General features: G+C 52.9%; 20 protein-coding genes. 5 read left to right on the forward strand and 15 right to left on the reverse strand.

Features of this window, described 5'->3' with window-relative positions; genetic code table 11:
• Positions 1 to 65 precede the first annotated feature (65 nt).
• Positions 66 to 743: a GntR family transcriptional regulator gene (locus NNL21_RS07855; protein WP_204817783.1), complete on the reverse strand. Its 678-nt coding sequence runs from the start codon at positions 741 to 743 to the stop codon at positions 66 to 68.
• Between the two features lie 372 nt (positions 744 to 1,115).
• On the opposite strand from NNL21_RS07855, the gene NNL21_RS07860 reads away from it, so the two are divergent.
• Positions 1,116 to 1,958 (forward strand): phytanoyl-CoA dioxygenase family protein, encoded by an 843-nt coding sequence (locus tag NNL21_RS07860; protein ID WP_204817782.1) that lies wholly within the window; start codon positions 1,116 to 1,118, stop codon positions 1,956 to 1,958.
• Between the two features lie 325 nt (positions 1,959 to 2,283).
• Here NNL21_RS07860 and NNL21_RS07865 read toward each other — a convergent pair whose 3' ends face one another.
• The 6 genes from NNL21_RS07865 to NNL21_RS07890 are packed head-to-tail and all read right to left on the reverse strand — an operon-like array spanning position 2,284 to position 7,460.
• Positions 2,284 to 3,099 (reverse strand): sugar phosphate isomerase/epimerase family protein, encoded by an 816-nt coding sequence (locus tag NNL21_RS07865; protein ID WP_204817781.1) that lies wholly within the window; start codon positions 3,097 to 3,099, stop codon positions 2,284 to 2,286.
• The gene (locus NNL21_RS07870; protein WP_204817779.1) at positions 3,096 to 4,010 is read right to left on the reverse strand and encodes a sugar phosphate isomerase/epimerase family protein; all 915 of its coding nucleotides are present in this window, start codon (positions 4,008 to 4,010) and stop codon (positions 3,096 to 3,098) included. Before NNL21_RS07870 ends, NNL21_RS07865 begins: the two co-directional genes overlap by 4 nt.
• Complete coding sequence (locus NNL21_RS07875) at positions 4,007 to 4,819, reverse strand: alpha/beta fold hydrolase (RefSeq protein ID WP_204817778.1); 813 nt, start codon at positions 4,817 to 4,819, stop codon at positions 4,007 to 4,009. The genes NNL21_RS07870 and NNL21_RS07875 overlap by 4 nt, the downstream gene beginning before the upstream one ends.
• A 1-nt stretch (position 4,820) precedes the next feature.
• The gene (locus NNL21_RS07880; protein ID WP_204817775.1) at positions 4,821 to 5,687 is read right to left on the reverse strand and encodes a sugar phosphate isomerase/epimerase family protein; all 867 of its coding nucleotides are present in this window, start codon (positions 5,685 to 5,687) and stop codon (positions 4,821 to 4,823) included.
• Between the two features lie 7 nt (positions 5,688 to 5,694).
• Complete coding sequence (locus tag NNL21_RS07885; protein WP_204817774.1) at positions 5,695 to 6,693, reverse strand: zinc-dependent alcohol dehydrogenase; 999 nt, start codon at positions 6,691 to 6,693, stop codon at positions 5,695 to 5,697.
• On the reverse strand, positions 6,690 to 7,460 hold the full coding sequence (locus tag NNL21_RS07890; protein ID WP_204817773.1) for a ThuA domain-containing protein: 771 nt from the start codon (positions 7,458 to 7,460) through the stop codon (positions 6,690 to 6,692). Before NNL21_RS07890 ends, NNL21_RS07885 begins: the two co-directional genes overlap by 4 nt.
• Positions 7,461 to 7,626: 166 nt before the next feature.
• On the opposite strand from NNL21_RS07890, the gene NNL21_RS07895 reads away from it, so the two are divergent.
• Both NNL21_RS07895 and NNL21_RS07900 read left to right on the forward strand, forming a co-directional pair.
• Complete coding sequence (locus NNL21_RS07895) at positions 7,627 to 8,442, forward strand: helix-turn-helix transcriptional regulator (RefSeq protein ID WP_204817772.1); 816 nt, start codon at positions 7,627 to 7,629, stop codon at positions 8,440 to 8,442.
• A gap of 18 nt (positions 8,443 to 8,460) precedes the next feature.
• Positions 8,461 to 8,712, forward strand: a complete 252-nt coding sequence (locus NNL21_RS07900) for a hypothetical protein (RefSeq protein WP_204817771.1) — start codon at positions 8,461 to 8,463, stop codon at positions 8,710 to 8,712.
• 235 nt (positions 8,713 to 8,947) lie between these two features.
• On the opposite strand, the gene NNL21_RS07905 is transcribed toward NNL21_RS07900, so the two are convergent.
• The gene (locus tag NNL21_RS07905; protein WP_204817770.1) at positions 8,948 to 11,998 is read right to left on the reverse strand and encodes a family 10 glycosylhydrolase; all 3,051 of its coding nucleotides are present in this window, start codon (positions 11,996 to 11,998) and stop codon (positions 8,948 to 8,950) included.
• A gap of 47 nt (positions 11,999 to 12,045) precedes the next feature.
• On the reverse strand, positions 12,046 to 13,263 hold the full coding sequence (locus tag NNL21_RS07910) for an alpha amylase family protein (protein WP_204817769.1): 1,218 nt from the start codon (positions 13,261 to 13,263) through the stop codon (positions 12,046 to 12,048).
• Positions 13,264 to 14,078: 815 nt separating this feature from the next.
• On the opposite strand from NNL21_RS07910, the gene NNL21_RS07915 reads away from it, so the two are divergent.
• Both NNL21_RS07915 and NNL21_RS07920 read left to right on the forward strand, forming a co-directional pair.
• Positions 14,079 to 15,524 (forward strand): SpoVR family protein, encoded by a 1,446-nt coding sequence (locus NNL21_RS07915; RefSeq protein ID WP_204817768.1) that lies wholly within the window; start codon positions 14,079 to 14,081, stop codon positions 15,522 to 15,524.
• Between the two features lie 144 nt (positions 15,525 to 15,668).
• Positions 15,669 to 16,019, forward strand: a complete 351-nt coding sequence (locus NNL21_RS07920) for a hypothetical protein (protein WP_204817767.1) — start codon at positions 15,669 to 15,671, stop codon at positions 16,017 to 16,019.
• 130 nt (positions 16,020 to 16,149) lie between these two features.
• Here NNL21_RS07920 and NNL21_RS36200 read toward each other — a convergent pair whose 3' ends face one another.
• From NNL21_RS36200 to NNL21_RS07955, 6 genes are all read right to left on the reverse strand, one after another.
• Positions 16,150 to 17,151 (reverse strand): globin-coupled sensor protein, encoded by a 1,002-nt coding sequence (locus NNL21_RS36200; protein ID WP_204817765.1) that lies wholly within the window; start codon positions 17,149 to 17,151, stop codon positions 16,150 to 16,152.
• A gap of 77 nt (positions 17,152 to 17,228) precedes the next feature.
• Positions 17,229 to 17,987 carry a class I SAM-dependent methyltransferase gene (locus NNL21_RS07935; RefSeq protein WP_204817764.1) on the reverse strand — a complete coding sequence of 253 codons (759 nt, stop codon included), beginning with the start codon at positions 17,985 to 17,987 and terminating at the stop codon, positions 17,229 to 17,231.
• A gap of 181 nt (positions 17,988 to 18,168) precedes the next feature.
• Positions 18,169 to 18,594 carry a LytTR family transcriptional regulator DNA-binding domain-containing protein gene (locus tag NNL21_RS07940; RefSeq protein WP_204817763.1) on the reverse strand — a complete coding sequence of 142 codons (426 nt, stop codon included), beginning with the start codon at positions 18,592 to 18,594 and terminating at the stop codon, positions 18,169 to 18,171.
• 178 nt (positions 18,595 to 18,772) lie between these two features.
• Entirely contained in the window at positions 18,773 to 19,948 is a 1,176-nt protein-coding gene (locus NNL21_RS07945; RefSeq protein ID WP_204817762.1) for a sn-glycerol-1-phosphate dehydrogenase, read from the reverse strand.
• Positions 19,945 to 20,748, reverse strand: a complete 804-nt coding sequence (locus NNL21_RS07950; RefSeq protein WP_204817761.1) for an HAD-IIA family hydrolase — start codon at positions 20,746 to 20,748, stop codon at positions 19,945 to 19,947. Before NNL21_RS07950 ends, NNL21_RS07945 begins: the two co-directional genes overlap by 4 nt.
• Before the next feature lie 158 nt (positions 20,749 to 20,906).
• The gene (locus NNL21_RS07955) at positions 20,907 to 21,674 is read right to left on the reverse strand and encodes a DeoR/GlpR family DNA-binding transcription regulator (protein WP_204817760.1); all 768 of its coding nucleotides are present in this window, start codon (positions 21,672 to 21,674) and stop codon (positions 20,907 to 20,909) included.
• Between the last annotated feature and the right edge of the window lie 435 nt (positions 21,675 to 22,109).

Consider the following 22,109-nt stretch of genomic DNA (forward strand, 5'->3'; position numbering starts at 1 on the left):
TCCGAATGTCATTGTACAAGTATTCGCTTTCGCTGCAGCATGCTAACTTGATATACCCTCTTCAACTATGGATTTGTCGAATGAGTTTTGAGCTTTTTTAATTTCTCAACGGTTTCAACCATCGTCATTTGCCCTTCGTACAAGTGCTGCTTCAAGGTCGCGACCGCCTCATCAATTTTGTTTCGATCCAGAAACTCGATGATTTTCGAATGGTCTTGTACGATTTGCTCGCCTCTTGGATAACCCTGATTCGTGATTTCCAGAATGGAGTGAATCGTCTCCCCGATGCCAAGCCAGGATTGCAGCAGCGATTTATTTCCCGCTAATCGGATCAGCTGTTCGTGATATTCCATATCCAGTTCGGAAAATTCGCCGGAGCGGACAAAATTCAGGTTCATTCGCTCGAAACAATTCTTCAATGGCTGCAGCGGCAGCCGTTCGATTTGTTTCGCCCAAGCCGCCAACGCATGACTTTCCAATATAAAGCGAACCTCATACAGGTTTGTAATATCCTCAGAGGAGATACCCTGAACGACAACGCGGCCACTTGATAACTTGGCTACGAACCCTTCCCGTATCAATACCATTAGCGCATCGCGAACCGGCGTTCTGCTTGTGCCGAACCGTTCCGCCAAGGCAGGCTCCCGCAAATGCTCATCCAGCGCAAACTCTCCAAGCAGTATCGCTTTTCTCAGTTTATGAACGATATTGTCACTGAGTCTATTCCGTTCAGTCAGATCCATGAGGTATACCATCCTTTAACATTCGTTCATGCTTTTTCTTGACCTCTATGATGTATTCGAAGTTAATTGCTTCTTGTATTGAACTGGGCTGACCTGAACGAATCCATGCCGATCACAGATGCCAATACGAAACACTGTCGACAGTTAAGATTATCAGACTGATTGTAAAACGGGGTCCATAATTTGTCAACAACTGATAATCCAACAATTTTATTACCTATTTAGAAAAAGGATTGCATTTTAGCCCTATGATGGTATTATCTAACTGTCGACAGTTTAATAAAGTAAAATGTCCTTCTTTAAAATGTTTTATTGCAGTGTTCTCACTTTTGAAATGTAAATGAATAGAACTATTTGAAAGGAGAATTAGAAATGGAACAAACAAATCCAGATTTGAACATGCGTTTGAAAGCGTTTAAAGAACAGGGCTACACCATTTTCAAAAACGTGTACGATCAGGACACAATGGCTTCCTGGATTCGCAAACATAAGCAATTGCAAGAAGACAGCTTGGTAAAGCAGCAATGGTGGTTTGCAAACACGTGTGAGCTGGCGCCGAAACTGATGCTGCCGGCTGTCAACAATCCACTCATCCTGGATTTCGCCGAGATGGTCATGGGACCCTATGTGCAGTTGGATAATTTGACGCTCGCCGGGTTTCCATCCATATCCAAGCAAGAGGCGGAGAATAAAGTAAGCGGCTGGCACCGGGACCGGTGGGCACATGTGCCGCTTGGTGAGGACTATACGCATCCGCTCTCCATTAATGCCATCAGCTATTTGCAGGACTTGACGGATGAGTATGGGCCACTTCGCATCATTCCCGGTTCCCATCGCAAGGAAATCGTCTTGAAGGATGAAGAACGAGGGATTCCTCATCAGGATGAAGTTGTCGTACACATGTCAGCAGGCGATGTGGTCGTCACCCATAATGGTTTGCTGCATTCGGGAACGCCGAATACATCAGGCAATATCAGATATTTCTTCAGCGTGTATTACAATCGGACCTGGTTGAAGCATACGGATAACCACAATGGCCCCAATGTTCAGGAGATTATCAGGAAAGCACGGGCGAATAACGATCATCGCTTGCTGCGATTGTTCGGCGTCGACGATCACCTTCAAGCGCGGGCGAATTCCGGGTTTCTTCAGGCGGATGAAGTCAGGTGGGCAGAATGGGCGGCGGCCGATAAAGCGGCTATAGTGAAGAAGTAAACATGGTGTCTTAAGTAAGCCTGGTGCGGTATGGACGATTACGATTAACTATCAAGCCTACCAGTTGAGCAATTATTCATCCATAAAAAACCGGCATCCGGAAGGCAGCCTCAGCTCCTCCGGATACCGGTTTTGTTGTTTCGTTCCGATTTGAACCTGCTTTATATGTTCAACAAAAGATCGTCCCCTGTAAGGATAGAGGAAGGAATTTAAATCGACGGGAGAGAATCGATTCCCAGCAAGAACTAGAACGCCGTATGAAGAAAGAAAGAAAGAAAAAGACCGCAAGATGTTCGAGCGTTATCAAGCTGCATTACACGGACGATTACGGAACAATCAGCTCACGGTTCACATAAGCGCCATTCTCCAGCGTTGCCTGATCCGGCTCTGCTTCCGCGAATGCAGATTCCTCTTCGACCATAATCCAGCCATCGTAATCATGCCGACGCAGTAGTTCCGTCACGTCCTTGTGCGGCAAGCTGCCGCGCCCCATCGTCCGCCACTCGCGAGAGACAAGGTCGAAGTCCTTGTAATGCACATGCTTGATTCGCGAAAGCTGCGTACGGAATACTTCGAGCACGTCCATGCCGCCGCGTGCGATATGCCCTGAATCCGGGCAATAGCCGATATAGCGGTAATCGAGCCCTTCAAACATCACTTTATAATCTTCCTCCGATCGGAACACCGAGCCGGTGGGGGAGTTCGGGTGATAAGCGCAGACGAGACCAGCCGTCTCCCAGGCGCGCTTCGCAACGGTATTTGCGCAGGATATAGCCGATTGCTGTCTCTCCAGCAGCCGGGAGCGGTCCTTCCCCGGAAGCTGAACAAGTATTAATTTCGCGCTCGGAAAATGCGACAGATATTGGATCAGCCGATCGGCATTTGTCTTCTCTTCCTCTGTCTCCCGAAGGCCCAACCAGGGCTCCGCCAGCGTTAGGGCGGACAGTTCCAGCCCTCTAGCCAAGAGCTCCTCCTTCAGCAGGCTCGGGTCGTCGTAGAAGCGCCCGAGCATGCACACCTCCGCCTCCACGCCGCGGAAGCCAGCTCGACCGACAATATTAAGAATGGAAGAGAGCCGATCATTGTACTTGGCATACGACATTTGCCACGTATACGTCTGGCAACCGAAAACCATGGTCATCCGAGTCCCGCCTCCTTGATTTTCCGGTGAATGAACGGTACTGCTTGCCGCCCCCACGCTTCAACTTCGGCATTAAAGCAGAAGTCGACGCACCACCATTCGCAGCGGCTGACGAGGTAGCCCGTCTCGCGCAGAAAGCGGGTAAAATCAATATGCCCTTCGCCAAAGGCGGCATGCGTGCTCGTCTCTTCGTCATGAAGTGTTCCGTCAGAGTCGATCAGGTGGAAATGTCCGATATGGTCGCTCAGCATCATCGCGTATGCCTCAATCCCGCCGGCGAGAATTTCCTTCTCCCCATCATGTCTCGCTCCGATTACGCCGCTCATATACGCGTGACTCGTATCGAACAGTACTTGGAATGCAGGGTGGCGGACCTCGCGCACTGCGCGAAGCGCTTCGCTCGGCTTGTTCATCCAGAAGCCCGGCTCGAACTCCCAGACGATTCGCTTGCCGAAGCTTGCCGCCAGCTCAGCCGCCGCATGCCACGTATCGACGAGCCGGGCGAAGCGATCCACATACACCTCAGGCGCGACCGGAAGCGGCGGCAGGACAGTATCGACGCGCAGCAGCTCGGTTTCCAGATCACCGGCGAAGTCAAGGTAGCGCTTGGCCAGCTCCAGATACGCCGCCTTGTCCGCCACCGCCGGCGGGGCGGCGCGGAAGTCGGGTGCGTATGCGGACACACCTAGGCCGTGCGCCTGAATGTCGCCCAGCAACGCCTTCCGCTTCGCCGGCGTATCATATGTCTCGGGAACAGGATGCGGCAGGAAGCCGTTCACTTCGACCCCGTCGTAACCCGCATCGCTAGCATAACGCAATATATCCCGGAACGGCCAAGGACTTGCTTCAAACGGACCGAAAGCAAACGCCCAGGTGCCGATCGACAGCTTGGGATTCATTTTCGTGCTCATACGGAACCTCCTTCAATTTGGTTCATAAACGCCAGCGTAATTTCATTAAATCGCACAAGTTGATCCCAATGATGGGTATGGCCGCTCCCTTCGAAGACGACCAGTTCGGCGCATGGCATTAACTCAGTGATCGTTTGCGAAAGCTGGAGCGGAGTGAAAATATCCCGATCTCCAACCGTAATGAATGTCGGGGCGGTAACCCCGCCAAGTCGGCGGACCGTGTCGTGGGTGATACACGCATCGCACTGCGCTTGGAATGCATGCACAGGCATTGGGTTGCCGCTCTCCACCGCTCCTTGCTGGCGCGCCAGCAAGTCTGGCAGATGGCGTTCATGGTAAGCGGGAGTGAAAATAAACAACTGCAGCAGCTTCTGAAAATCGGGCCTCGAAAGCAGCTCGTAACTGCAGCGAAACGTCTCGAAAATCCGCGTCGTGTAGATGTCGCACGCTGCCCAGGGGCAGTTCAGCGTAAGCGACTTTACTCGCTCCGGCGCAAGCAGCGCCAGCTCCTGGGCGATAGCGCTGCCCATTGAGATCCCGCTCACATGCGCCTGCTCGATGCCGAGCGCATCGAGCAGGCCTAAAGTGTCACGCGCCATCTCCGCCGTCGTATACGGCCCTGCGGGCTTATCCGTATCGCCGGCGCCGCGGTTGTCGACGAGCAGGCAGCGATAGCGGTCTTCGTACGCGCAAACATGCTCCTCCCATAGTGAGGCGTCCGCGCCAAGACCCATCAGAAGCACAAGAGGAGCACCGCTTCCGCGCTCCTGATAGTGCATCGTAATCCCGTTGCACGTTACCTTCGGCAAGCTATCTCCTCCTCTCGGACCCGGCTTTCACGAAGCGGCGAATATATTGAATCCCAAGACGCGCGGCATCTTCCGGATGCTCCGCATAAGCCCGCCAAAGATGCAGTCTCGAGATCAGACCCGGCACCGACTGATTGAACGCCTCAATCGTTACCCACTTGTTGTAACCTATCTCCTGCAGAACGCCGAAAATTTCCGCCGGTACGGCATGACCGCTTCCGGGCACGCCTCGGTTATTCTCTGAGATATGGACGTGGCGAAGATAGGGTGCCGCCTCCCTCCACGCCAGGGCGACATCGTTCTCCTCGATATTGCCGTGATGCGTATCCGCCAGCAAGCCCACGTTCGGCAAATCCACCTCGCGCACGAAATGCGCGCCATCCCGCAGTGTATTCACCATGTACATCTCGATCCGGTTAAGCGGTTCAAGCGCTAGCGTTACGCCCGCCTGCCGTGCATATTCCCCGGCCTTCCGTAATGTCTCTACCGCATACGCCCATTCGTCAGCCTCCGGACCTCTTCCGCTGAACCGCCCCAGTCCCTGAAAAAGAGGCCCGCACAGCACCTCCGCGCCGAGCGTCCGGGTATTGTCGATCGCGCGCTTGAGCATCTCCACGGCGCCACTACGCAGTCTCGGCTCGCGGCTCGCCGGGTCGGCAACCTGCGCATCCAGCGCGGAGATGGCCGTGCAGCCGAGACCGAGCTCATCCAGCTTGACTGCAAAAGCAGCCGCATCCGCTGCGGCGAGCCCGTCGACTGGGAACTCGACGCCTTCGAAGCCCCAATCGCGGATTTGCGTCAGCAGCTGCCCGTGCTCGCCGGGATTCGGTCTATCCGTCCAAAGCAGCAAATTCATACCTATCTTCATAATGCCGTCACTCCCAAGGCTTCACTATTATTTTTCCGCATTGGCCGGAAGCCGACACCTCGAATGCCTCCTGAATCCGGCTCATGGGGAAGGTATGGGTGACAAGACAATCAAGCTGCGATTCGGAAGTATTTCTAATCATCTTCATAATATTCGGGAAAACGTTCAAGTTGTAATGCCAGGAGCCGATCAGGGTCAACCCCTTGCGCAGCATGTCGCTGCTGATATGCAGCGGGGTTTCGTGATAAGATTCGCCGACGAACGCGATTTGGCCCCTTCGTCTCACCGTATCGATCAGCAGTCGGTGCGCGGAGACGACACCGGAACAGTCCATTCCGCAATCGGCGCCTTTACCGTTCGTTAACGCTTTAATCTGCGCCGCGGCGTCCCCGTCCCGCGGATCGATGATATGATCGGCGCCAAGGCGGCGCGCCAGATCAGCGCGGTAATCGTTCATCTCGACTCCGATCACTCGAGCCCCCCGGTATTTCGCGGTCAGCACGGCGCCAAGACCGACGGGACCGAGGCCGGTGATAAGGACTGTATCGAACGCGCTCACATTCATTCGTGTATACGCTCCATGCGAAGGACCGAGCGCACAGCAAGCGAGCGATGCCCGCTCATAGCTCACTCCGTCCGGAATACGGGGAAGGAGCCATGACGGCTTGGCGATGTATTGAGCCATCGTCGGCTCCGCGTGAGGCATGTTATTTTCGCAGTAAATGTAGTCACCCGCTGCACACAGGTCGCACTCGCCGCACGGATATTGCGGCATGACGACGACGCGTTCGCCTACAGCTACCTTGCTGCCGGGTGCGGCTTCTACGACCTCCCCGGCCGCCTCATGGCCGAGACAATGACTCTGATGGCCTTGCAGAAATCCCTTGTACTCCGCACACATGGGAGCCGCGTGAATTTTGACGAGCGCCCAGCCGTCGCGCAAGGCCGGCCGCTCTTTGTCAATAAGGACCGCTTGCTTTTCGCCCGTTATGGCTGCTATTTTCATGACTTTGACCCTTCCTTCTTCTCGTTTGTCAGACCGACCGCCCATGAGATTCCGTTGCGAACGAGCGTACGGAAAGACAGAACCTCGAAATCCTCCGGATGTCCCATTGTCGTCATAAACACTCGTCCCCCCCACTTATTCGTTCTCGTCCAAGCCACCGGATGGATGCGCGGTGCATCCTTCGGACAGTCCGTCAGCTCTGGGGAAACCGCATATCCGTTCAGCAGGATCGTTGCGCCCTCCAGCGGGTAAGGCAGGACGTGATACAGCCACGACCTTACGGTGAAACGCGAAGGCACGTCATCAAGAATCGGGTGCTTCTCTGCCCCGTAAGCGACTGCAACCTCGGTCGACGAGCTATGTCCGAAGTGCCGGATCCATGGCGCCCCTAGCACGTCGATGCCGAAGGCGTCATTCCAATCCGCAAGCGGATGCCCTTCCGGATATTGAAAGGCGTGCGTGCTGGTACGGAATGCCACTATCGCCTTGCCGGCTTCAACATACTCGCGAATATGGCGGAACTGCTCCTCCGGCAGCGTTCGGAATCGCAGGTAAAAGACAGCCAGATCGGCGTCCTTCAGATTCTCCAGCCCCGGCAGATTGGACGATTCGCGCGGATCCGGTTCCGCCTGGAGAAATTCGGTCTCTGCCCCTTGCTCCTCCGCTTCCTTTAGAAGCTGTTGCAACGTCTGTTCGGACGAATATTCATCTTCCCCAGCCACAAAAACGATTCGCTTGCCGCCAAGCAGCCGCTTGCTCTCCATCATGAGTTTCGATCCTCCTTAATCACTTGCACTTCTTCCATCTCTCACTCTCATCTTATCAGGATTATTCTGGATGAAAATAAACTTACGCTTTGAATATTTGCACTTTTCCTTTGCCTTCGAAGCGCTTATCATGGAAAGGAACATTTGAACGAAAGGATATGAAACGATGAGCGCTGCGATCACGGTCAAGCTGCTTGATCTGGATACCCCGCACGAACCTTCCTTCGTTGTCGATCGGCCGCACGGCTTCGATTCCTATGTTTTGATGGGCTTCACGACCGGCTATTTTTCTCGAACCGTACGAGGGATCGAGACCGGCAGGCCGGGTGATATCATCCTGCACGATCCCGCCTTCCCGCAGCATCATGGAACGCCGGCAGGGCAGCAGCGCGGTTTTCGAAACCATTGGATTCACTTAGTGGGAGAAGCGGTAGGAGAACTGGCGTCGAAATACGAATTGCCATTGAACGAAATCATTCCGACCGGAGAAGCCGGCATGATCTCCCCCTACCTGAAGGCGATCAAGAAGGAGCTATTCCAGCGAAGACCGTACTACCGTGATAAAATCAGCCTGCAGGTCGAGGAAATGTTCCTCGCGATTGGACGATCCCGCCGGGATGCAGACGACTTGAAGCGCTTGACTCCCGTGGAGCAAGAGCTTTTGCCTCAGTTTGCGGAAGCTAGAGCCCTTTTTCATCGCACGTACAACAAGCCCTGGACGATTCTGAAAATGGCCGAAACATTGAACTTAAGTCCCGATCGGTTCGGTGTGCTATACCAGAAATTTTTCCATGCGACGCCGAAGGACGAACTCATCGGGAAACGTCTGGAGGAAGCCAAAGTCCGACTTATCGCGGGCAGTCAGAGCATCGAGATTATCGCCCACGACTGCGGATTCTCCAGCTTGTACTACTTCTCGCGTTTGTTTAAGAAAAAAGTCGGCTGCACCCCCACCCGATTCCGGCGAACGAGCCCCAAATAGGCCGTGAAGCCGCAACCTATGGATACAACTAAGAAAAACCGGACCAAGTATAGACTACGGTCCGCTGATTCCTTCGCTTCCCCTTCGTGTACATATATCGAACGAACAAACCGCAGGCTGCTCCTGGTATTCCGGGAGCAAGCCTGCGGTTTGTTTGTTTTCTCGTTCAGTGAGGGAGAACGCTTTAACGCTTCGCATCCAATGATTATTGCCGTGCTATCCCCCTTGCTCCCGGCCATCGTCGGCGAGCGCGCGCTCGCCGATATATAAACTCGAAATCGGGGAAATCCATCGACTTCTAGTCCCGTACAGCCCGCAATTCAATCTGGTTGAAGGTGTGAGAATGGTTGAAGGCGATGTCTTCAACAACGCGTTCTATTCGACTATTTCCGAAATCCGCCGGAATGTGACTCCGTTCCTGGAACATGAACCTCAAGCCATCATTGATCGCCTTTGCCTCCGTTTGGAAGACGGTTACCTCAAGGAGCTTCTTTAGTTGAACTTATTAGTTCTTTAATTTCGAGTTGAAAATGTCAAGGATGTTCCGGGCGTAAGCGATGTCGGCGTACATCCGCTGCTTCACCTCCGGCTGAATGGAGCTGGAGAGCTGAATGCTGTTCTCCAGCTTATCCAGCCGTTTGCCGGCCTGCTTCGCCGAGCCGCGGCTAAATTTGCGGTCATCCTTCGCTTTATTTGCGGCATCTTCGAGGTCATCCTTCACCTTCTTCGCCGTCTGCCGATCCATTCCCCCGAGCGGTACATACACCTCGTCGATCTTCCGCTTCATTTCCTTCAGGATGGTGACAAGCGGCTTCGAGGTCACGTAATCCGGCATGATGGCTTCCGTGCGATACAAGCCCAGCTTCAGCTCACGGTCATAGCCGTTGTTGAACAGCGACTCGAACTCGAACAGCGCGCTTCCCGATACACCAGCTTCATTCACTTGGCTGATTTGCTCGGCGAGCACCGATTTGGTCAGATTAATGAAGGTGCCGACGCCGGAGCTTACGAACGCTCTTCCGTCAGCCAGCCGCAGCGAATTTTGCGCATCGGCGACGATCAGCGACGGGTCCGGCACATAGGACATGTGGAACAGGTGATCGATGTAGCCTTTGTCCAGCCACGCCTTCGTATTTTGCAGCACCTTCTGCGGCGCTTCCTCATAATTCGGCCATACTGCGGCCGTCAGCTTCATGCCCGGACGGAGCGGCATGACTTCTTCTACGATGCGGCCGACAAAGGAATCGATTATGCCGCTGCGGAATTTGGTCCAGGCTTCCCACAACGGATCGCCCGGATTAATGCCGATCGGATCGACGCCATATTCATTCTGGAACAGGCTCCGCGTATAGGTGTCATACGAGAAGTCGTTCGTGTAGTCGCCGGAATCGGGATAACGGGCAAAGTCGAGGTGAATGCCGTCCACATCGTATTTACGGACCATTTCCTTATAGATGGAGAGGACGAATTCCTGCGCTTCGGGCAGCGCCGGGTTGATGAAATAAAATTTCTCGCCGTTAATATCGTCGTAGAGGTCGCCCTGCTTGCTGACCATCGTCCACTCGGGATGGTTGACGTATACCGGGCTGACGTGATTTTGACCGACATAGAAATTTTCCACCCAGGCAAGAATCTCGATCCCGAGCTTCTTTCCTTCCGTGATGTATGCCTGAAGAACGTCAAACCCTTGATAAATCGGGTTTAACGCCGTATCGGGATTCGTAATCGGGAATGCCGTATGTCCGTCCCACCACGTCTCCAAATAAATCGAGTTGATGTTGGCGGATTTGATTTTCTGCAAATGCTCTCGCACCTGCTCGATATTCGTTTCTTTTGGGCGGAGCCACAACCCCCGCGTTTCGACCTTGCGCGATTCGAAATTCATGAAATTGGCATCGGTCACATCGCGGTCCAGCGTATTCAGCAGCTCGATCAAGCCGTCATAGGAACTGCCCGCCAGCTTGCTCCTTACTTGATCGAGCGTTGCCTTGACATGGATGAGCTTCTGCTCGATTTGTTCGTATGGCACGTCAAGGAAGCGGCTGCGGGAATCCGACAGCCCTTGCTCCGCCTGGGCTATCGCGATCTCGGCTTTATCGGCATACGATTCCGGCGTATAAATAAACACGACCTGCTTGCTCGCCTGATTAAGCGTTACGGTGGATCCGATCCAGACGTTATTCGACAGCCAAGCGGCTGTCGTCCCAACGCCGGACACGACGAATCCGCCCTCCGGAATGACATTGTCGTTGCCGCCGTTGCTGATGACCTTGCCGCCGGCATTCACGACGATTTCATTGCCCCATGGGTTCGTACCTGTCCGCTGCTGGCCATAGCCGCTGTCATAGATGATGAGCTGATCAGGGCCGCGCAGGCCCGGGTATGGCGTATTGGTCGGATCGTGCCAGCCGCCGGGATTATCCTCCCGCGTGCGCGGATTGACCGCATCGTAGCCGATTTTCCCAGCCCGGTACGCTAATGTGTCGAGTACGAGCTCCACGCTGTCTCCCGCCGCTACTTTTCCGTTCAGCTCGTTATAGAATGGACTGGCCGTTTGAATGGACAATACATATCCGTTCGCAGGAATCGGCGAGTTGTTGTCGATAAAGTTGCCCGAAGCGTCGGCTGTAATCGCAACAACCCTCGTCACGATGTTATCCGCCACGGTAATCTCCATCCCCCAAGCATTCGCCCGGGTCGAGGAGCCGTAGGATGGCTGATAAAGGACCACCTCGGCCAATCCGCGTCCTCCGTTGATTTTGTCGATGCCGACAGCAGTGCCGTTGACCTTGGCATAGGAAGCCGGCAGAATCGGAATGTCGAGATTGAACGACTGCACCGATTGCCCGACCACCAGGCCGGCCAAGGCTTCCACAGCCGTCCCGCTCGCCGAGACGACATAACCCGTTGCCGGAATGTACGTCCCCGCCTGACCGTTCGTATTGACGACAACGACCACGCCTCCGGAGATGATATATTCCACGGTATCGGTCCCGAAAGGCTTCGTAAAGCTGCCATATCGGGTTGTATAGATCGTGGTATGGTCCGTCTGGCGTTCCGTATCTGTTGCATCAACGGTTATCCCGGTGCCGTCCTCCAATACGAGCAGCTGGCCCGTAACGGGCTCCGGCAGGTCGTAACCGCTGATGGTTACCGCATCGCCGACCTGCAGGTTGCTCAACACCCATTGGCCGCTGTCGTTATTGGCAAAGAGGACAAAGCCGTTGCGCGGAATGTTAACGGCGCCTTCCTTATCTTTAATGGCCGTCACGACATAGCCGCCATCGACGTAATCGGCGACTGCTGCCGTGGACCATTCATTCGAATCGGTTACGGGACTGCTGTTATCCCGCGTATACAAGATCACGTCGTTGACCGTTTGAATCGGACGGTTGACGGCCGTTATGGCTAGCGTGCTTCCGCTGGGCGCTGTGGCTGTAATGACATTCGCGGCAGCCGGATCCGGCGGCGGATCGGTCTGCTCTGCGTATACATAGGTGATTGTTCCTGAGAGTAAGAGCATGAAGCACATGATGAAAGAAAATGATTTCTTCATAATATTGACCTCCATCTCAATTATTCAGGTGCTATGACATGAATGCATCACTTTAGCAAAGCAGGCAGCAGCCCCCACCACTGATAATATTCCAGGTAGCATACATCGAATAACATGACGCCGTGCGACCGCTCGCGGCACAGAGCAACCGCTTTCGCAAATTGCTCCGGATTGTTCTCGTAATCATGCAGATAAAGGCTCGCGATAAAAGGAACTGGGCCGTTCATAGCGGCAGCGCTGACTTCGATCCCGCCTTCAACACTGTACCAGAACGCAGGCCGGCCATTATTCGCGGCTTCTTCCATATAGACTTCCGGATAATAGCAGCCGGTCATGAGAAAATCCAACTCATCCGCATATCCCGATTCTTGATAAGATGGCGATGCCCACTCCAATCCGGCATCATACGTGGTGCTGGCCCAGTTAACTCCCTCCTCGTAATAGAGCGGGTACCAGGACCCGACATAGATGCAGAACAACGCGTCCGGCCGCAGCGATTTGAACGCCGCCTTGGCTTCCTGGACGAAGTGCTTGATGTTCATGGCCCGCCATTTGGTCCATTCCGCAAACAGAGCGCCATGACGAATGCGGTCCTTGCCCTCCCCGCTGCCCTTCGTAAAGATATCCTCCGGCCAACTCTCCACCTTGGCACCGATATGGGCTTCGAACCGTTCCCGGCTCAAGTCGCTGAAGTCACCGTATATGTTCGGATATCTGCAGCGGTCCAGTACAATGCCGTCAACCGGATAGTTTTCGGCAAGCTCACGAATGACGGCAAGCTGATGGGCGCGCACCTCGGGATGAAGCGGATTCACGAAGATGCTGTCCTCGTGTCCGTCTTCTGCCTTGATGAATGCCGGGACTTCTCCTTCGGCCGCGGGCTGATAGTAGGTCACCTGCCAATCCTTATGCTCGTATGCGAGCCCATCCCGGCTGCGGATCGTACCTTCTGCGAATACATCGATATTGGCGACGACCTTCAACCCTGCCTCATGCGCTTTGCCGGTCAGTTCCCGCAGAAAATCACGCCCGGCCCATGCGCCGAAACGCCCTTCCGACCATTCGCTCACATGCGGCGCAGCCGTCGAGCTCGCGAACGTCACATGCCCGTACGGAATCTTGGCATCGACAATCAGATGCGTAATATGCGCGGCCTTCGCCTGATTCACCAGCTTCAGCTGTTCCTGCGGGTCCGCCAGCCGCTTCCCGTTTGCCAGAAAATCCACCCATAACACATTGGAACCCTTCTCAATCCGTGCACTCAAACTTCATTCCACCTCGCTTAGTATGATTATGTGTTCCTGTCTACATCGTAAGTTGGGGGAATCTGGCAGTCAATATATTTTCGGAAAATATTTTTGTTTTGTTTTGAGAAAAAGAAGGAAAATTTCTTAATATATAAAAAGGATGCAAAGATGAGAATTCACACTTTGCGGTCAGGTCGCAGAGAATGGAAAAACCGACTCCACTAGGAATCGGTTTCAGCTCTATTTGTATGAAGGTAAGATCACATGCTGAATAGTTTATCCTGGGGAATGGTTAGATCTGCAAATATAGCGGATTGAACCGCATCTTGTTTCGCATTTAATGCCCTGACGGAGTAGCTTCCATCCTGCTAGCCGAATTATCGATATGCACTCAATTTAACTAGTACTACTTTTTGAGGAGGTGTTTTAATGGATAAGAAGTTCATCATCTTTATTAGAATTGTTCTGATAGGTGCAACGACTAACTTTCTTAGATATTGGTATGACGGGGATTTGAATTGGGATGATATTTAGGGAGCCGTAATCTTATTTTTGGCATCGATTAACGAAATCTATTATCGAAAACACTTTTTCAAAAAAAATGAGTAAAGACATCTTTCTCCCAATATCGCTTCTTGGCCACATTACCTTCAATATGGAAAATACAGAACAAACCCGTTCCCCACTCCCGCGTATATTGGCCTGCCTTTTCCCATACGTATAGATATGAACCACGAATTCGACCTATATTGAATGAACGAAATTGCCTTCTGCCTGCGCGGCGGCTTGTGTTCCAATCATTCGTTCAATCCATATAGCAAGGGGGAAGCAACATGCACCAGGATGAAATCAAGGCGCTGGAGAGGGCCATCGATGAGATAACGGAAGTCGCCGTAGGATTCGGTCTCGATTTCTACCCGATGCGGTATGAGATATGTCCGGCAGATATTATTTACACCTTCGGCGCATATGGCATGCCGACCCGTTTCAGCCACTGGAGCTTCGGGAAAACGTTCAACCGGATGAAAATGCAGTATGATTTTGGCCTCAGCAAAATCTATGAGCTCGTCATCAATTCCAATCCGTGCTACGCGTTCCTGCTCGACGGCAACTCGCTCATCCAGAACAAGCTCATCGTCGCTCACGTGCTCGCGCATTGCGACTTCTTCAAGAACAACGCACGCTTCGGCGGTTCCAACCGCAATATGGTTGAGAGCATGGCCGCTACCGCGGAGCGGATCAGCCAATATGAGATGGATCATGGCAACGAAGAGGTTGAGAAATTCATCGATGCGATCCTGGCCATTCAGGAGCATGTCGATCCGACGCTCATTAAGCCCTACCAGCTGGACAAAACACGCTATATCGAGCTGTTGACCAAGGAGCAGAACCGTTCGTCGCAGGCCCCTCTCAAAACCGGCTATGAGGATGTTTGGGACTTGGAGGCAGATCCGGAGGCCGAAGAGGCTGAACGCAAGAAAGCTGCCGAGTCCAAGCGCTTTCCGCCGAAGCCTGAGAAGGACCTGGTCTGGTTTATCGAGGAGTATTCCCCGAATCTAACCGAGTGGCAGCGGGATATCCTATCCATGCTGCGCGACGAGATGCTCTATTTCTGGCCGCAAATCGAGACGAAAATCATGAACGAAGGCTGGGCCTCCTACTGGCATCAGCGCATCATCCGCGAGCTTGACCTGACCAGCGAGGAGACGATCGAATTCGCGAAGCTGAATTCATCTGTCGTGCAGCCTTCGCGCCACAGCTTGAACCCCTACTATCTCGGCCTCAAAATCTTCGAGGACATCGAGCGGCGCTGGGATAAGCCGACGAAGGAAGAACAGGAGCGGCTCGGACGCCAGCCGGGACTTGGGCGGGATAAAATATTCGAGGTGCGCGAATTGGATTCCGACATCTCCTTCCTGCGCAATTATTTGACCAAGGAACTGGTAAGGGATCTAGACCTGTACATCTTCGAGAAGAAAGGCGCCGAATGGAAAATTACCGATAAAGGCTGGGAAAATATTCGGGAGCAGCTCGTCTACTCCCGCGTCAACGGCGGCTTTCCAAGCATTGTCGTAGCCGATGGCGATCACAACCGGGTCGGTGAGCTGTATTTGACCCATCAATTCGAAGGCGTGGAGCTGGATTTGAAATACGTGGAGCGAACGCTGCCTTATGTCGTACAGCTGTGGGGCAAGTCCGTGCATCTGGAAACCTATGTCGAGGATAAGAAAATCGTCTTCAGCTGCGACGGGAAGAAAACGAGCCGGAAGTTTATTTGATACCTGTTTCTGCCGCAAGGACAACATCGTCATCTTTATTCCCGTTTAACTATTAGCCCAATTGCTGTTTCAGTTTCCGGCAGGAAGGTTATGGTATACGTAAATAGGGAGGAAACCCTCCCGGAACGAAGAGGTGAACAGACAATGCAGTTTTTGCTTATTGTCATTGGTGTCGCGGTGCTCTTGTTCCTTGTTGCCATGATGTTCCGGTCGAGCCGATGGAAGACGATTCTATCCGCGCCGTCCGGAGAAAAGTCAGATGAACTGCAGGATAAGCATGCTTATTTGCATAATAAAGGCGTACGCTGCCGGGTTCGCGCCGAGGAAGGCCAGCCAGTATCGGGCATCGCCGGAGGAGCAAATTACGGAGCTTCGGGCTCTAACCGCAGCAACAGCTTGAAGCTTCAGGTGCATCAGGAAGATATGCGCAAGGCCGCTGAAGCCTTGGAGGATTTCGACCGCGAGCGTTACACTACGCATACACCAATCGTATAATGAGTCATACAAAGATCGCCTGCCGGCCAAGAGGTCCGGTCAGGCGATCTTTGTAGTCCTGGTCTTACCAGAGAACAAAAGGGCATCCCGCCACGCTGCGGGGATGCCCTTTCACTAGTACAGCTTCATGCTAATCATTAAGCTGTTTCAAATCATTAGTGACTTTCTCAATCGTCGTGACGAACGCCGCGAGCTCTTCCGATCTTGCCGCCTGCTCACGCGCTTGAATGGAAGACTCTTCGGATTCCTTGCGTACGACCGTGACCTTCTCCTCAATCTGCTCAAGCCGATCCTGAATAGAAGACATCGCCTCTCGCGAAGACGCGGCAAGCTTCCGGACTTCATTAGCCACGAATTCAAAGCCGCGGCCGTGCTCCCCTGCTCTTGCCGCTTCAATTGCAGCGTTAAGTCCAAGCAAATGGGTCTGATCCGCAACGTTCCGAATGAGCGTCCCAACCTCGCCGATGTTCTCGACGTCGGTCATGAGCTCGCCGAGCATCCGGTTGGAATGATCCTGCGATTCCGCCGTCAAGACAGCCGAATCCGCCATCGTCTTGGCACTTTCCTCTAGATCCACGATCATGCCCGCCAGCTCCTGTACCGCCTGGGTCACAGAGCTTAGCATATTCTGCCTGGAGTCTGCCAAATGCTGCACATGCTCCTGCTCAAGCTTCTGATAAGCCTCCAGCACAAGCTGGGAGTCATAATTAAACATTTTGGAAAGGGCAAGAATGATATGCTGCCAACGATCAGGCATCATCCGCTTAAACACTTGGGTTGCCAGATCTAAATAGATGGCATAAGACCCGAGATACCAATCCGTATTCAAGCCAATCTTCGAATGGACGACGCCTACACGAACCCGATTTTCAATAAATTGTTCATCAATTTTACCTTCCGTGAGGGACATCCAATACACGCGCATCGTTTCCTTCAGCCGGTCGATACTACTGAATTTATTAATAATGGCAAAAAGCTCAGATTCCTTGCCAATCCGTCCATAGAAACGGTCCACAACCTCGCTTGCGACCTGGTCGAATATTTCCCGGTTACTGCTTAAGAGCGATAGATCATCATCTGTAATCCCTATAAAATCGAGCTGCCTCTTTCTTTCTGGCGAAACCTGAATCATGCTGCTTTCCCCCTAGGTCGATATCAAAGGTGACAAACCTTGTATGATTATATCATCGACTTTCCGAGGTGAAAAATTTACCTTTTCGTTGCGGTTACCCGAATTCGTTCATAATCTAAGATCCATTCCCCGTCTTGATAGAGTTTGGTTTGCTTCAATCTGCGCTCGGTACCGTCGATGACTTCACCGCGGCAAGCCTCATCTAAGGGGGTCAGCAGTCCATTGGCAAACGTATCGAGCCATATGCGAAGTCCCTCTTCTCCTCCCGTTAGCGGAGTCGGCCTCTCTATGCGTTCTGCCATTCGTACCGATAATCCATGACGTTCAAGAAGAGAGGTGTATTCGCCGATTGTTGGAAAATACCACGGGATACGGAGCAGCTCCAGCACTCCCGCGCTATGAAAGGATTCCTCAAGCGCCCGCCTGACCTCAGCGATGTTGCCCGCGGCTCCGAACTCCGCCGAAAACCGACCGCCATAGCGCAGCGAGCCAGCAATGCTCGCCGCCGTCGATTCCGCGTCGGTCATCCAATGCAGTGCTGCATTGCTCATAACCGCGTCTACTTGCGTCTCTGACCGGTACCTTTGCCCATCTGCTACGAAGGCAACAGCCGGATACTTCTGCTGCGCCTTCGCAATCATGGAAGCAGAGGCGTCAATCCCCGTCACAATGGCCCCCTGCTGGGCCAGCTGATCGGCCAAATCCCCTGTGCCGCAGCCCCAATCGATAATTCGCTCACCCGGCTTCGCCGCAACCAGATCCAAGACCCCTACGCCGTACTTGGAGACAAAGCTCATCGCCTGATCATATAATCCCGCTTCCCATCGTTGTTCCATCTTCTCGTCCTCCTTCGGAATCAGCTTCTGCTATGGTTATAGCATGAAAGATCAAATCGACGGAAATATATAAAGCTAATATCGATTATAGATATTACCTATTAATGAGACTTCGTTTTTCTTATTCCCGCAATTGGCGCGTAACCAACATGGCCGTTACGCGCCATCGTGCAGCTCCTGGCTACGCAGGAAGAGACATCTCCGACCACGAACAGCAACCCCTCGACTCACCTGACTTGGCAGCAGCATAATAGTCCTGCTTCTCGCTCTCCGATTCTCGGATCAGATGGCTCACCTTATAGCTGTTCGCTCCCGATACCGTTGCATATAAGCCTCCGCGGTTGGCCCCCTCCTCGTCATAATACAGCTTCCTCGCCATCGGATCGAATGAAACCGCCTTATTCAGATTGGCAATCACATTACGGTCCACCTGCTCAAAACCATAGGATTCGAACGCCTGCAGCAGCTGCGCTGCCGTAATCGGCAAACGATAGCTCCCTTCACCGGTTACAAACTCCGGACCATGCTTCATTGTCATCATCAGCAGTACATCCCGAACTTGAATAACACATGGATTTCCGTTCCTATCCAATACAACCATATGCATCAAAACCCCTCCATAATAAGAACATATGTTCTATAATACCACACTCTTCTGTATGAAGGCTATTATTGGGATAATGAAAAGCTGCCGCAGCGTTTGGTACGCCTCGGCAGCTTGTCAACTTCTTTGGTATGTCTATCTTGTAACGAATCGATCAAAATAATAATGCTAACTCCTCTTATTACGATTTCATGGATTCGTTGTATGCCCTCAGCAGCGTGTATCGATTCGGCCGGATATGATGCGCTTCCCGCAAGCTGCGCATCAGAAGCTCTTCGTCGATTCCAAGTTTCGCCGGATAATCGGGTCCTCCGACCTTGCGCAGCAGGCTGCTAATCTCATGCTCATCCGGCAGCTGGCCGATTTCATGTACAATCTTCGCCTGCTCGGTCCCAAAGACGGATGGCAGCTGCTCTGCCGCAAGCCGATGGTACAGCTTAGCGATTTCCGCACAAGCCACACCGACCTTAGCGCCATGCAGCAGCTGCCGGCGGCCAAGCTTCAGATACTCCATCTCCCAATAGTGCGAGAGATGATGCTCCGCTCCAGAGGCGGAATGCGATTGCCCAAACAGCAGCATGGCGAAGCCTGACTCCAGCAAAGCTCCGGTCAGGATCCGAATACCCGTGGTGCTGCGTGCTGCGATTTCATCGACATTATCGATACATCGCTGAAGCGCATTCCAGGTCAGCTCTGCTACGAGAGGCGAGTAGGGCTCGCCCCCGGCCAGGCTGCCGAATTTCCAATCCAACAAGGACGTATATTTGCCGAGCATATCGCCAAAACCCGCCGCAACGAGCTCGGACGGCGCATGGGTCAGAATATCCAGATCCGCGAAGATCGCGTCCGGTCCAATCGATGGGATTGTAATTTTCTCGCCTCGTACGATGACCGGTGCGCCTTTAGAATTAAATCCATCGACGGAAGGCGCCGTAGGCACCGATAAAAACGGAATGCCCGTCGTATAAGCGGCGAACCTCGCGATATCATGCAGGGTACCGGAGCCAGCCGCGATAACGACCTCCGAAGCATGCAGCCGAATATCAAGCAGAAGCTGGATCAACGATACTTCGTCCGCAATGACATCCCCATTCGGGTTAGGTTTAATAATCGTCGAATGCGCATGGATGCCTGATTCTATTATGGATGCGATTAAGGCGCTGCCGGCAATCTCATATGTGATGCTGTCCGAAACGACCGATACTTGCCGATAATTCATCTCTGTCAGATAAGGTGTTACTTCGCGAATCGCCCCAGATTCAATGCGGACAGGACCCATATCCAGCGCAGCCAGGTTTAGTCCTGCTTCCGCCGCCGCAACTGCTTGTTTCTTAATATTCGTTAAAATATCCGTCACGCGATCTCCTCATTTCGGCTCAATAGCATTTTCAAATCACCGATGGATTCCCAGACACAATCCGGCTTATCCATCACCGCATCAAGCTCATCACGGGTAACTGAACCGCTGAGAACAAGCGCAGTCCTTATTCCGGAACGCTTCCCAAGGCGAATATCGGACATTAAGCTGTCGCCTATAATCATACAACGCTCCGGCGGCAGACCCAGCACGCTGAGCGCCGCTTCGGACATATGTGCCGATGGCTTGCCGATGACGACCTCCACTTCTTGTCCGGTCGATGCCACGATAGCGCCGATCATACCGGCCACATCGATGGAGTCCCCCTCATCCCCGGGGAAGGTCTTATCATCATTCGTCGCGATTATCCTTGCCCCGTTCCGGACGGCTTTGAAGGCCTGATTCAGTTCTCTGTAGGTAAGCGTCTCATGCAGCGTGATCACAACCCAATCCGCCTCTTCCGGTTTCTCCGCCAGCTGCACGCCAGCTGCCGCCAGTTCATCCCGCAGGCCCGGATCGCCGAGCGCCCATGCCTTACAGCCGGGATGGCGCTGCATCAAATATCGCGCTGTCACCGTGGACGATAAAATGATTTCATCCTCGGGCACATGAATGTGCATCGCTGCCAATTTATCGCGGCACATCGCTCTGGATATGTTCCCGCGGTTGCTTAAGAATACGATTCGCTTGCCGATCGAACGCAGATAGTCAATCGTTTCCCCGGCACCTGCAATCGCTGTCGCTCCCTTGTATACCGTCCCATCCAAATCGATAATAAATCCGTCTATCGTATTCAGCATCGTTATCTGCTCCTCGCTTGCTTTGTGCCTTATTCTATTCTTATATTTTCCTCCCGTTTTTCTTTATTTGTCAACCTTTGTTTATTTTTATTGACGTTTATATTCGTTTATATATGAACGTTTATTTGTTGTTACATACTGTCTGTTTCGGCACTCGCCTATTTGCCGGCAATGATGATTTCCATACCGCTCAGCTGGCGCAGAAACTCCTTGTCAGCCTTTGAATCCGTTATTAGGGTATGAATCCCTCTAGCCTGCACCGAGGTCGCAATCGATCTTCGCCCAAGCTTCGTATAGTCGACAAGCGCGACCGTCTTGGTTGCATTCGCGGCCATCAGCTTCTTTAATTCGGCCTCGTACAAGCTGAAATCCGTCATTCCTTCTCCCAAGCTGAACCCTTCGGATGATGTGAAGAAGACATCGGCATGAATATCCTCCAGCATGGATTTACCCAGCACGCCTTCAACCGTTCTTGATCCGGAACGAAGGATGCCTCCGATCAGAATAACGTTGATTCGCGGATTCTGATTGAGGATCATCGCGGCTTCCAGCCCATTCGTAACCACCGTCAAGAAATCGTAATCGATCAGCGATTTGGCCAGCTGCAGTACCGTTGAGCTCGCATCAAGAATGACGCACTGCCCTTTCGTCACCAGCTCAGCCGCTTTCTTCCCGATAACGGCCTTCTCTTCGGCATTCAGCTCGCCGCGGGATGGATAGCGATCCACAGTGTAGGCCGACTTCGATTTTACCGGCACTGCGCCCCCGTGGGTTCGTTCAAGCAAGCCTTCATCCTCCAGAATCTTCAGATCCGTCCGGAGCGTCCCCTCCGATACCTGAAGCTCGCGCGCCAGCTCCTTGACAACGATTTGTTCCTGCTGCTGAAGCAGCTGTACGATCTTCTCCCGCCGATTAGCTGCAAACAAAGTATCCGCCTCCTCTTTATATATACTATTATATAGTAACAAACGACGATAAACATCAATAAAAGACAATAAAAAAACAGCCGCTCGGATGTTTGGGTGAATGCCCGTCCGGGCTAACCAAGCTGCAATGTTAAAATGCTGCGTTATAGCTCTCCCTTTCTGGTCTTACAGCACCTGAAAACCGACGGGTGATGCACGCCCCGAAGCTGTAACGGTAGAATATGGCGTTACAGCTCACCCTCATCGCGATTGGCGAGTCTGTAACGCCCTTTTCTGGTCTTACAGCACCTGAAAACCGACGGGTGATGCAAACCCCGGCGCTGTAACGGTAAAATATGGCGTTACAGCTCACCCTCATCGCGATTGGCGAGTCTGTAACGCCCTTTTCTGGTCTTACAGCACCAGATAACCGAAGGATGATGCAAGCCTCGGCGC

The sequence above is a fragment of the Paenibacillus mendelii genome, assembly GCF_024498075.1.
Taxonomy (GTDB): Bacteria; Bacillota; Bacilli; order Paenibacillales; family Paenibacillaceae; genus Paenibacillus_Z; species Paenibacillus_Z mendelii.

Excerpts from the sequence above, each read along its gene's own strand:
- NNL21_RS07900 (WP_204817771.1), top strand. The coding sequence starts at position 8,461 with ATGGATACAACTAAGAAAAACCGGACCAAGTATAGACTACGGTCCGCT.
- NNL21_RS07895 (WP_204817772.1), top strand. The coding sequence starts at position 7,627 with ATGAGCGCTGCGATCACGGTCAAGCTGCTTGATCTGGATACCCCGCAC.
- NNL21_RS07855 (WP_204817783.1), bottom strand. The coding sequence starts at position 743 with ATGGATCTGACTGAACGGAATAGACTCAGTGACAATATCGTTCATAAA.
- NNL21_RS07890 (WP_204817773.1), bottom strand. The coding sequence starts at position 7,460 with ATGATGGAGAGCAAGCGGCTGCTTGGCGGCAAGCGAATCGTTTTTGTG.
- NNL21_RS07915 (WP_204817768.1), top strand. The coding sequence starts at position 14,079 with ATGCACCAGGATGAAATCAAGGCGCTGGAGAGGGCCATCGATGAGATA.
- NNL21_RS07885 (WP_204817774.1), bottom strand. The coding sequence starts at position 6,693 with ATGAAAATAGCAGCCATAACGGGCGAAAAGCAAGCGGTCCTTATTGAC.
- NNL21_RS07940 (WP_204817763.1), bottom strand. The coding sequence starts at position 18,594 with ATGCATATGGTTGTATTGGATAGGAACGGAAATCCATGTGTTATTCAA.
- NNL21_RS07920 (WP_204817767.1), top strand. The coding sequence starts at position 15,669 with ATGCAGTTTTTGCTTATTGTCATTGGTGTCGCGGTGCTCTTGTTCCTT.
- NNL21_RS07880 (WP_204817775.1), bottom strand. The coding sequence starts at position 5,687 with ATGAAGATAGGTATGAATTTGCTGCTTTGGACGGATAGACCGAATCCC.
- NNL21_RS07860 (WP_204817782.1), top strand. The coding sequence starts at position 1,116 with ATGGAACAAACAAATCCAGATTTGAACATGCGTTTGAAAGCGTTTAAA.
- NNL21_RS07865 (WP_204817781.1), bottom strand. The coding sequence starts at position 3,099 with ATGACCATGGTTTTCGGTTGCCAGACGTATACGTGGCAAATGTCGTAT.
- NNL21_RS07870 (WP_204817779.1), bottom strand. The coding sequence starts at position 4,010 with ATGAGCACGAAAATGAATCCCAAGCTGTCGATCGGCACCTGGGCGTTT.
- NNL21_RS36200 (WP_204817765.1), bottom strand. The coding sequence starts at position 17,151 with ATGATTCAGGTTTCGCCAGAAAGAAAGAGGCAGCTCGATTTTATAGGG.
- NNL21_RS07935 (WP_204817764.1), bottom strand. The coding sequence starts at position 17,987 with ATGGAACAACGATGGGAAGCGGGATTATATGATCAGGCGATGAGCTTT.
- NNL21_RS07950 (WP_204817761.1), bottom strand. The coding sequence starts at position 20,748 with ATGCTGAATACGATAGACGGATTTATTATCGATTTGGATGGGACGGTA.
- NNL21_RS07905 (WP_204817770.1), bottom strand. The coding sequence starts at position 11,998 with ATGAAGAAATCATTTTCTTTCATCATGTGCTTCATGCTCTTACTCTCA.